Source organism: Mesoplasma chauliocola, from assembly GCF_002290085.1.
GTDB lineage: Bacteria > Bacillota_I > Bacilli_A > Mycoplasmatales > Mycoplasmataceae > Mesoplasma > Mesoplasma chauliocola.
In genome coordinates this window covers 297338-308923 of the sequence record NZ_CP023173.1, presented here as the reverse complement: position 1 = coordinate 308923, position 11586 = coordinate 297338, and the positions used below count along the sequence as shown (strand labels likewise).

General features: G+C 26.3%; 11 protein-coding genes. All 11 read right to left on the bottom strand.

All coding sequences use genetic code 4. The features are described 5' to 3' along the window. Positions 1-13: 13 nt before the first annotated feature. Positions 14-2458, bottom strand: a complete 2445-nt coding sequence (locus CK556_RS01425) for an MOLPALP family lipoprotein (RefSeq protein WP_027875300.1) — start codon at positions 2456-2458, stop codon at positions 14-16. 139 nt (positions 2459-2597) lie between these two features. Then, a complete protein-coding gene (locus CK556_RS01420) occupies positions 2598-4016 on the bottom strand; it encodes an NADP-dependent glyceraldehyde-3-phosphate dehydrogenase (RefSeq protein ID WP_027875299.1) in 1419 nt (472 codons plus the stop codon). 76 nt (positions 4017-4092) lie between these two features. After that, on the bottom strand, positions 4093-4848 hold the full coding sequence (locus CK556_RS01415) for a TrmH family RNA methyltransferase (protein WP_027875298.1): 756 nt from the start codon (positions 4846-4848) through the stop codon (positions 4093-4095). Position 4849: 1 nt separating this feature from the next. Then, complete coding sequence (locus tag CK556_RS01410) at positions 4850-5353, bottom strand: dUTP diphosphatase (RefSeq protein WP_027875297.1); 504 nt, start codon at positions 5351-5353, stop codon at positions 4850-4852. Positions 5354-5456: 103 nt separating this feature from the next. Continuing rightward, positions 5457-6737: a glucose-6-phosphate isomerase gene (locus tag CK556_RS01405; RefSeq protein WP_027875296.1), complete on the bottom strand. Its 1281-nt coding sequence runs from the start codon at positions 6735-6737 to the stop codon at positions 5457-5459. 87 nt (positions 6738-6824) lie between these two features. Next, the gene (locus CK556_RS01400) at positions 6825-7817 is read right to left on the bottom strand and encodes an aldo/keto reductase (RefSeq protein WP_027875295.1); all 993 of its coding nucleotides are present in this window, start codon (positions 7815-7817) and stop codon (positions 6825-6827) included. 79 nt (positions 7818-7896) lie between these two features. Beyond that, positions 7897-8253, bottom strand: a complete 357-nt coding sequence (locus tag CK556_RS01395) for a MerR family transcriptional regulator (RefSeq protein ID WP_051412732.1) — start codon at positions 8251-8253, stop codon at positions 7897-7899. 312 nt (positions 8254-8565) lie between these two features. Further along, positions 8566-8670, bottom strand: coding sequence for a ClbS/DfsB family four-helix bundle protein (locus tag CK556_RS03865; protein ID WP_156923123.1), 105 nt, complete (start codon positions 8668-8670; stop codon positions 8566-8568). Positions 8671-9180: 510 nt separating this feature from the next. Continuing rightward, on the bottom strand, positions 9181-9828 hold the full coding sequence (locus CK556_RS01390) for a 5-formyltetrahydrofolate cyclo-ligase (protein WP_051412731.1): 648 nt from the start codon (positions 9826-9828) through the stop codon (positions 9181-9183). A 59-nt stretch (positions 9829-9887) separates the two neighbouring features. Then, positions 9888-10316 (bottom strand): iron-sulfur cluster assembly scaffold protein, encoded by a 429-nt coding sequence (locus CK556_RS01385; protein ID WP_027875294.1) that lies wholly within the window; start codon positions 10314-10316, stop codon positions 9888-9890. A 21-nt stretch (positions 10317-10337) separates the two neighbouring features. Continuing rightward, positions 10338-11564 (bottom strand): aminotransferase class V-fold PLP-dependent enzyme, encoded by a 1227-nt coding sequence (locus CK556_RS01380; protein WP_027875293.1) that lies wholly within the window; start codon positions 11562-11564, stop codon positions 10338-10340. Positions 11565-11586 lie beyond the last annotated feature (22 nt).

Here is an 11586-nt window from a genome sequence, read left to right as displayed (position 1 = left end):
CTATATTTCCCCTCTATTTTCTTATTATTTTTTCAATAGCAAAACTCTCATTACCAACTATTTGGTTATTTTTGCTTTTTTGTCTCTTTAATGTTATTTCATATGTTTGAGTTACCTTATATTTTTTATTTGAGTAAGTTAAATCGTAATTAATATATGCATCCTCATTTATTTTGTCAAAGTTTTTATAACTTACATTTTTTGTTGTTCAATTTGATTGATCAATGAAGTGCCCAAAGTTATCATTGAAATACTGCGCTTCTGAAGTTTTTGACATTCATGATATACCTTGTAATAAAACAGAAATTAATTTAATTGTATTTTCTCTTTTACTTGGATTCTCAATTTCTCCATGTCCGTATGCTAAGGCAATGGCTTCAAAAACACTTCCTTTTATAAACTTATTAGAAGATACTGGATCTAACCCTAAAATATTCACTATAGATTTTGCATCACTAACTTCTTTCCCATCAAAATTAACAGTTTGATTTCTCATTGCTGCTGAAATAACTTTTAACATTGCATATATATTATTTTTTTCTGCTATGTTAATTTGATCATCACCTATTTTTATGTTTTTATATCCTGGTTTGTTAAAAAGAGAAAGCATTATATTTCTAATTGACTCTATATCCAAGAAATAGTTTCTTGTTTCGAGATCATCTTTAAACTGGTTTGATATTGTTCCAAAAATTGAAGAAATACTTGAATCTTTTAATCCATATAAGAATTGCATATTATCATCATAATTAATTCCTAACATTTCTTTAAATATTACGTCCATTTTTGTGCTAAATATAGATCTTAAATCTTTAAAATTTTTAACAACAGATTCACTAAAAATTTCCTTGCCATTTTCTGTTTTACTTGCGAAGTAGTTAACTAATTGAAATATACTTTTTAGTAATCCACCTTCATAAAGCGCTCCAAAAACATTAGGATTTGATGCTAAAGAACTTATTTTTAAAAATCCGCTTTCATCTATAACAACTTTATTATTGTTTGAATTTATTGAAGTTGAAACATAATAAAGAATATCTCCAATTAGCAAAATTGGCTTATTTGATTCAGTTAACGGTTTAAATAATATTTCATTTAAAGCCATTTCAATAATTGAATAAGTATCTTTTTGTTCACTATTAATTATTTTCATAACTAATTCTAATACTTTCAATATTTCCTTAACTATTCCACTAGGTAACGTATTTGAATTTGACACTCATTCTGTTATTAACTTAATGATTTCTTTAATATTTAAACCAAACATTTTTGATTCAGATTTTACATTTGAATAAGTTGAAGATGATGATGAATTTCTTAAGACATTAAATAATGGTTGAAATATGATATTTGAAGTTGGATTAAACTCTTTAGTTTTTTCTGGAATTCCAAATAAAATTACAGTTAAGTTTCTAGCCTTTGAACTGTGTCTTCCAGGATTTAAAAAATCATTTAGCATTTTAAATACTTTATTCAAATTTATTTGATCGTAATTTTTAACATCTTCTTTGGTTATCTCTTTAGTTAAAACTGTTGTTAAATTCTTACTATCAATTATTTCATTTGGTAATTCAGCATAATCTTGAATATATCAAGCTATTGTCAATAAATACTGAATAATTATTACAATTTTATTTAAAGATTCAGAAACTGTTTTTGATTCATCTGTTTTATCTTTGTTTAAGATTGTTTTTCAAAATTTTTCGCCAATATCGTTTAGAGCTTCATATTTTGTTTTACCTTCATATTTAATAATTGGATTAACCAAAACTTTGCTTATATCAGTAGGTAAATTCTCAACTTTTTCAGAAATTCCATCTAAGGTATCAGCAATAGATGTTTTTGATTCAGATGGAATTTGGTTTAGTAAAGCTACAATGTTGTCATTTAAAAACCCTGCTTCAGCAACACTAAAATCACTACCAAATAAAACTCCAAGTAAAGATGCAAATAAACTGGCAGTATTTGTTATTGAGCTTGAACCAACTTTTTTACCTTTATAAGCGCTTGTGTTTATTTCAGTATTTGTTATTGTGTTATTTCAATCTTCACCATAATTTTTAATTAGGTATCTATCCATTCTGACATTATCATCATAAATTCCATTGTTATTCATTGAAGCAACTAAATCTTCTTTTGGCAAAAATTTTGATGCTCTCATACCGCTTAAATTATTGACTAAATATGAATATTCAATATTTGCATTAGATGATGAATATTCAATACCATTAACTTTTTTACTATCATTATGATAGTTCTGTACAACCAATGACTCAGGATCAGCTTTATTTGAAGAAGAAAGTATTTGTGCTTCTGCTGATAAATTAGCAATATTAATTATTTTTTGAACACTTTTTGCAAAATCATTTCTTGCTTTCATTGTAAACGTACAACCAACAGTTGCAGTCGATGAAACAAGCATACTAACAGCAGTTAAGCTTAAAAGCATTTTTTTCATATTAAAACCCTTTCCTTTAATATTTTTTTAATATAAATAAATATTTTTAAGATTATACCATTTTTGGGTTTTCAATATGAAAAAGTGACATTGCTTTTTACATTTAACAAAAAATAAGGCTTTTACACCTTAGTTTTTGTTATTTTTTAATTATTATTCCGCGATATCTTGTAGTAGAAATAATCGTTTCTTTAATACCTTGAACTCCAAAACCTGAATCCTTAACACCTAAAAATGGTAAAACATCTGGTCCTCTTTGAGTTCTTCTATTAATATTTACAGTCCCAACTTCTAATTGTTCAGCAACACTATAAGCCTTGTCAATATCTCTTGAATAAACTGTTGTTTGTAAACCAAAATTTGATTTATTAGCAACTTTTATCATTTCTTCTACTGTTTCAATCCTAATAATAGGTAGAACTGGTCCAAATGGTTCTTCTCAGGCTACATTCATATCAACTGTTACGTTGTCTAATAAAGTAGGAGTCAATAAATTTTTATCACGAGTTCCCCCATAAACCAATGTGGCACCTTTGCTTGTTGCATCATTAATTAAATCTGTAACAAAATCAGCACTCTTCATATCAATCATTGGTGTAATAATTGGATTTTCTGAAGGTAAGCCAACACTTAATTTGCTTACTTCATCTTTTAAAAAAGGAGTTAATTTATCAGCTATTGAATTTGTTGTAATAACTCTTTTAATTGCAGTACATCTTTGCCCTGAATAACTGTAAGCTCCAGCAACAATATCTTTTGCTATTGCTTCTAAATTATGATCGTCTAAAAGAATAGCTGCATCTTTTCCACCTAATTCTAAAACTAAATCTTTTGAACTAGAAATTTCCATTAATCTTCTACCAACAGGTACACTTCCAGTAAATGAAATAAAATCAATTAAAGGATTAGTAACAATAACATCACCAATATCTCTTCCGCGTCCAGTTACAACATTTAAAACTCCAGCGGGGATTCCAGCTTCAACAGCTAACTTTGTAATTTTGATACCAACTATGCTTCCTTGTGTTGCTGGTTTATATACAAATGTATTTCCTGTTAATAATCCTGGTGCTAATTTTGAAACTGTTAAGTTAACAGGATAATTAAATGGTGATATAGCAACACCAACACCTTTAGCAATTCTTTTATATTCCGCATGAATATCCTCAGTAACACCTTTTGAGTTTTTATCAAAAGTTAGTACTTCCATGTCATTATATTCAGCAATTGTTAAATCAATATATTCTGCTGTTCTACGAATCTCTGTTAAACAATCTTTGTATGCTTTTGCAATTTCATGCATCATTGTTGTTGCTAAATCTTCTTCATTTTCTAACATTAAATCTCTTCATTTAATTAATAATTCTGTTCTTTTTTCAACACCTAGTTTTTCTCAATCTTTTTGTGCAGATTTAGCTGCTTTAAAAGCTAAATCAATTTCCTCAGCGTTTAGTGCGCTAACTTGTCCATAAACTTCACCAGTTGTTGGATCCATAATATCTAAATATGAGGTTGTTTCTATTTCTTTATTGTCAATTATTGCTTTAAATTTGTCCATATAAGCTTCTCCTTTTGTTTACAATTTAATTTTAAAACATTATAGTTACTATAAGGCAAGATAAAAAATATTTATTTTATTTTTTTATGTTATACATGATAATTGATCCCGCAATTGCTGCATTTAAAGATTCAACTTCATTGCTCATTTCTATATTTATATTTATATCTATTAAACTATATAAATCATGATTAATGCCTTTTGCTTCATTTCCTATAATTAATGCATATTTTTGATTTTGATTAAATTCAGTTTTCTTAAAAGGTTTAGAATCATTATTTAAAACAGTACCTATTATTAAAAAGTTTTTTTGTTTTAAATTATTTATTGTTTTTATTAAATCATCATTAACTAAATTAACTGAAAATAAATTCCCTTGTGTTGATCTTAAAACTTTAGGGTTATAAAAACTAACAGAATTTGATGATGCTATAACTGTTTGAAAATTAAAGCAAGCTGCGCTTCTTATTAAAGTTCCCATATTACCTGGATCTTGAATTTGATCTAATAATAAAATATTTTCTGAATAATCTATCTCATTTTCAATTAATTCACAAATAGCAAAAATACCTTGATTTGTTTTTGTTGAAGAAATTTTTTCAGCAACGCTATCTGAAATTAATGTTGTTCTTATTTCATTTACATTTTCGATTCTTTCAAGCATGTTTTCTTTTGTAAAAATTTCAAAAACAATATTTCTTTTAATGGCTTCTTCTACCATATGAAGACCTTCAATGAAAAAAGCTTTTTTCTCGCTTTGGAATTTTTTGTCATCTCTTATTTTAACTATTTCTTTAATTTTATTATTTGAGGTTGATGTTATTTTTTCCATATTAGTAATTATCCACTTGTCTTTGTTGGTTTTTTTCATGCTTTGCTTTGTAAGTTTTAATTAATTCTTCTTCTGAGTATTTTTGCACTTTAGCTATTTGTAAAAAACTATTAAACATTTTTGCGAAGCTATCAGTATTTGGCTGATTTACCAAAATTGTAAAATTACTAATTAATTCAAAATAACAATCAATGTTATTTTCAAAATCTAAATCTTTAAAATTAAATTTTTCAAAATCATAGTTTATTTGATTTCCTAAACTAATAACAAAATGCAAACCATCTATGTATTCTTCTAATTGAATTTCTCTAGCTGCTGGAGCTCCTTGTTTTCAATATTTAAAACTTTTTTCTTCATTTGCATATTCACCTAATTCAACTCAAAACGCAATTATTTTTTTTCTAAATATTTCGTGATCTAAAGTTAAATTATGTTTTTCCATTATTTTATTATCTAAAAACTCTTGTTGGTGACTTAATCATTTTAGTGTTTCTTTTTTAATCATATAAACTCCTTTTTAATATTTCATATTAATGATTTTATCTTAATAATCATTTAATTTATAGAATAATACTCTTAAAATAAAAAAATCAGCAATGCTGATTTTACTATTTAACACCTGGTTTACCAAGTAATTTAAACATGTTATATTTATAAACTTCAACACCTGGTTGATCAAATGGATTAACTTCTAATAAATATCCACTCATTGCTACAGCAATTTCAAAGAAATAAACTAAATATCCAAATTGAACATCATTCATTTTTTCAAATTCTAAAACTATATTTGGCATCTTACCTGTGTTAACGTGTGCATCAATTACACCTTCAATAGCTGTTGAATTAATTTCATGGAATGTTTTACCAGCTAGGTAGTTTAAACCATCATAGTTATCAGTATCAGTTTCAACTACCATATTCATAACAGGTTCTTTTACTTTAATAACTGTTTCAAATAAAATATTTCTTTCACCTTCTTGAACTCATTGTCCTAATGAATGTAAGTCAGTTGAGAAAATCATTGAAGTTGGGTATAGACCTTTGTTTTCTTTTCCCTCAGATTCTCCAAATAACTGTTTTCATCATTCATTTGTGTATTGCATTTGTAATTCATATGATACCAAAGCTTCAGCTTTATAACCTTGTGTGTACAATGCATGACGAGCAGCTGCATATTTATATGCTTGGTTAGTTAAATCACCTTGAGTTAATTCTTCCATTGCTTTGATTGCTCCAGCAAATATATTGTCAGTATTAACTCCAGCAACTAGTAATGGGAAAATTCCTACAGGTGTTAAAACTGAAAAACGTCCACCAATATCATCTGGTATTACAAATGTTGGATATCCTTTGTTATCAGCAAGAGTTTTTAAAGCCCCTTTTGATTTGTCAGTTACAGCAACGATTAATTCTTTTGAAGCCTCAACTCCAACTTGTTCAATTAATTGTTTTTCTAATGCTCTAAATGCAATTCCTGGTTCTGTTGTAGTTCCTGATTTTGAAATTACACAAATTCCAAATTTTTTACCTTTTAAATATTGTGATAATTGAGCTACATAAGTAGAACTCATTGTGTGTCCTGCATAAATTACTTGAACTTTATCAGAGTGATTAATACCTCTAATCATTTCATCAGCAGCTCTAATACCTAAATAAGAACCACCAATTCCTACAGTAACTAAAACATCAATTTTATTTCTTAAAGAAGAAGCGACTTTTTTCATTTCTTCATATTCTTTTTTATCAAATGTTTTTGGTCATTCAATTCAACCTAAAAAATCATTACCTTTTCCAGTTTTGTTAATAATCATGTTATGAACTTCTTTAACTTTTTCCTCATTTAAGTTAGCAACGTTAAGTCCAGAATGTTGTAAATCAACTTTAATCATATGTTTTCTCCTTAAATTTTAACTTTACAAGAGTAATTATACTCTTATGAAATAAAAAAATAGCAATGCTATTCTTTAAAAATATTTTTATGATTTATCAACTGCTTTTTCAGTTTGTTCACCATATCTATGTCCTAAGATTTCAATATTGTCTAATCTTTGTTTAATTTCTGCTAGTTCTTCTTTTGTAAAAAAGACTTTTGCTCCAGACATATTTTCTTTAAGTCTTTCAAGGTTTTTTGTTCCTGGGATAGGAACTATTCAAGGTTTTTGCGCAAGTAGTCAACCAATAGCTATTGCCGCTGGAGTTGTTTGTTTTTTAGCTGCTAATGCTTCAATATATTCGACTAATTCATAATTTTTCTGAACATATTCAGGTGTGTTAAAACGTGGAATTGAATTTCTAAAGTCACCTTCAGGGAAAACATGTCCAGGTTTAATTGAACCTGTTAAAAAACCTCTTCCTAAAGGTGAAAAAGTAACAAAACCAATTCCTAGTTCTTCTAAAGTAGGAATAATTTTTTCTTCTGCTTCTCTTCAGAACATTGAGTATTCACTTTGTAATACTGTTACAGGGCAAACTGCGTGTGCTCTTCTAATAGTATTTGCAGAAGCTTCACTTAGACCTCAATATTTTATTTTTCCTTGCTCAATTAATTCTTTCATAACTTCTGCAACTTCTTCAATTGGAACATTTGGATCAACTCTGTGTTGGTAATATAAATCAATGCAATCAGTTTGTAATCTTTTTAATGATCCCTCCAATGCTTTTAAAATTGCTTCGCGACTACTATCTAATCCTATTTGACGTCTACTTTCATCAAATTTAAAACCAAACTTTGTTGCTATAATAACTTTATCTTTTACATCTTTTAAAGCTTCGCCAACAATTTCTTCATTTGTATCTGGTCCATAAATTTCAGCAGTATCAAAAAATCTAACTCCTTGATTGTAAGCTTCTTTTAAAAATTTAATTGCTTCTTCTTTTGGTGGGAAAGGTGGCTGACTAAAGCTTAGTCCCATACAGCCTAAACCAATTTCAGAAACTTCTAATGTTTTTCCTAATTTTCTTGTGTTCATAATTTCTCCTTTTTAGTACTACAATATCATTGTAAAACCTTAATGTAAGTTCAATGCAAGCAAATAAAATAAAAAAATATTATTTTGAATATAAACTTTTTTTATATTGAATATATTTAAGTTGTTCTTTCAACTCATTAATTTGTTTTTTAACTTGTCTTTCTTGTTCAAGCATCATCTCTAATCTTTGAGGATAAGTTTGCTTTCCTTGAATAGCTAAATCAATATATTCCTTGATTTGGGCTAATGGCATACCTGATTTTTTTAAACAAGAAACAATTCTTACTCATTCTATTTTTTCTCTATTTATATATCTATAGTTATTACTGTCATCTCTTTGCATGAAAGGAATCAAGCCTTTTTTATCATAAAATCTTAAAATATATTCTGGTATATCCAACTCTTTTGAAATATCTTTAATATACATTTTTTCCATAATTAACTTCCTTTGTATTTTTCTTTAATTTAATTTTAAAACCTTAATGTAGGTTCAATGCAAGCAAAATGAAAAAATAGACAAAAATTTATGGAACTAAGAAAAGAAAAAAACTAATTTGGAGCAAGCAAAAAAATTAATGGAGCAACTGTGTTTATATGAATTCATTTATATAAAGTCAGTTATCATTTGTTTTGCTCATTTTTGTTTATTAGGGCAGAAAATTTCATTATCTTATAATGTTCCAATTCAATGACAAAGATTGTATACTAAATACTTTAACTTATTTATTCGCTCTTTTATTGAAGAAAATTAATATTTTTCATAAAATGAATTGTACAAATTATCAAGATCATTTCATTTATATTCAGGAGTTGGAGTTTTAACTTCTTTTCCAGTTTTTCGTATTAATCTCAACTTAAAAGTAAAGGAATTCAAGCAATTTGATGGGTTAAATTTTCAGTTGGAGTTTTTCTAATTTATTTATTCTTGTATTTCATTTTTATTCTAAAATTGAATGAAACTCTAAATCATATTTTTCATATTTACGAATTATTTCTTAAATTAGTTCTTCCTTATTAAGATATTTTTTTCATCAGTAAACCTCTAGCGTTCTAATTGTAAAACTTCAACTTGCTTTGAATATATATTTATTACAATTATTATAATAAAAGCATCAAAATGCTTTTATTTTGTTTTAGATATAAGTTATCTTAATAACAATTTATTGGTCCTTATGTGGTACTTATGTTTTTTTGTTATAAGTTATTCACTTTAAATAAATAAAATGAATAAATAAAAAGGCAGCTTTTAAATTCTGCTTTTTTAAGTTGATTTTATTAACTTTATTGTGTTCTAAAAAAATATTTGAATATTTGCTTTTAATTGTAAAACATTATTTTTGTAGCACTATAAAAATCTATTTTCTTATCCTATAATTGTTTCATCGTTAAAAACAGAGTAAGTAACATCATAGTCAAATTCTTCTTCCTTTTCAACAAATGGAACATAAATTTCTTTTTCCGTAATAACATTATCTAAGCGTACGTCAAATTCCTCAGCTTCAATTGCTTCATTTGAAAGTTGAGAAGACGCTGATAAACCAATTTTATATCCAATATATTTATTTTCATTTATTCAACGATCATAAAAACCTTTTCCCATTCCAAGTCTATTTAAATATAAGTCAAAAGCCACTAAAGGCATAAACATTGTGTTAATGTAATTACCATTTGGTAACAATTCACAATGTGATTTTGGTTGTAATATATTAAATGTTTTGTTTAATTCCAAATCTGTTTCTAAGTTAGTTATTTTTCTAAACTCCATATTGTTTTCATTACTGATTAAAGGAACATAAACTTCAATTCCTTTTTGCAAAGATTTTTCAATAATATTTAAAGTGTTGGGCTCGTTTTCAGTAGATATATAAATAGCAATTTTAGTTAAGTTATATCTTTCAATATAATGATTAACTTTTCTTTCAATAATTTTATTTACTTCCTCTTTATAACTTTTAGACAAAAATGATCTAGTTTTTAAAAATTTATCTCTAATTTGATTTTTATTATTCATTGTTTTAAACCTTTCAATATAAACTTTTTTATTTTATAAATTAATTATACATAATCTAATTATTCTATTATTTTATTTATTGCATCAATCGCTAAATTTGCGCATAAAATGCGATTTTTTTGTTTATTAATATTTTTAAAAACTATTAATTCACCTAAAATTTCAATTTCATCAGTTACACCTGTATTTAAAAAATACTTATACTTGTTAATAATTTTACTAACTTCTTTAATTGATTTTTTTTTAATTAAATTAAAGAAAATATCTGCACTAGCTGTTGCAACAGCACAAGCTGTACCTTCAAAATTTAGTTCTTTAAATATATTATTTTCAATTTGCACTTCAATTTGCATTTCGTCTGCGCAAGTTTGTGATTTTGCGTCGATAATTTGTGAATTTTTTAAGTTTTTTAAACCCTTATTATTAGGATCTGTAAAGTGTTGCATCAAAATTTTTCTCAATAAAATATCATCATTTATATCTATCATTGTATCATTCTTTCCCTTCAACTAAAATAGTGCATCTAAGAAATTATCAACCGTTGTTAAGGCCTCAACAAATTTATCAATTTCAGCTTTATTATTATTAATTCCAAAACTTGCTCTTATTGCAATTTTTGTGTTAATTACGCCTTCAATTCTTCTAGCACAATTTGCTCCACCACGAACCATAATATTAAATTTTTCATCTAAATAATTAGTTATATCTTGTGGATTTACTCCTTTTACATTAAACAAAACTATTGGTGCATTATTATGTAAATTATAAAACTCAATTAAATGATTTAGATTCTTTTCTTGTATTTTATCAATAAAATATTTTTTTAATTCTAATTCATGTTTTTCAATAGTATCTATGCCTATTTTATTAACAAATTCAATTGCAGCTTTGTACCCAACAATACCACTAATATTTGGTGTTCCAGCTTCAAGTTTTTCAGGTAAAGAAGTCAATGTATAATCAACTAAATTTTGTTCTATTTTAAGACTCATTCCTCCACCATAAAATAAAGGTTCTAAAGAATCTAAAAGTTCATATTTTCCATATAAACATCCAACACCAAATGGACCATACATTTTGTGAGCAGATCAAGACATAAAATCTATATTTAAATCTTTTACATCAATTCTCATATGCCCTATACTTTGTGCTGCATCAACATGAACCAAAGTATTAGGATTAATTTTTTTAATTACTTTAGTAATTAGTTTAATATTATTTTTAGATCCAACAGTATTTGATACACTTGCAAAAGTCACTAGCTTTGTATTCTCATTTACAAGTTTTTTTAAACTGTCTATATCAATTGTAAAATCATCATTTAGTGTTAGTTTATGTACTTTTGCTTTGGTTTTATTTGCTATTGCAATTCATGGCAATAAATTAGCAGAATGTTCTAATTCAGTTACTAAAATTTCATCACTTTCATTAAATATTTTTTCTAATCCTTTTGCTAATAAATTAATAGAGTGTGTAGTTCCACTAGTAAATACTATTTCTTCTTTTCTAGAAGCAGATATATATTGTTTTAGCAATTCACGAGTTTCTTCGATTATTTGCAAACCTTCATACCCTTTTTTATAATCAATTGCATGTGGATTTGTACCATTTTTAATCATATAATCAAGCTCTGCACTTATTACTTGATTAACTTTTAGACTAGTTGCAGAAGTATCAAAATACACTAAATCAACTGTGTTTTCATAAAAAGGGAAGTATTTTTTAAAATCATTCATTAGTTAAAACCACTTTTCTATT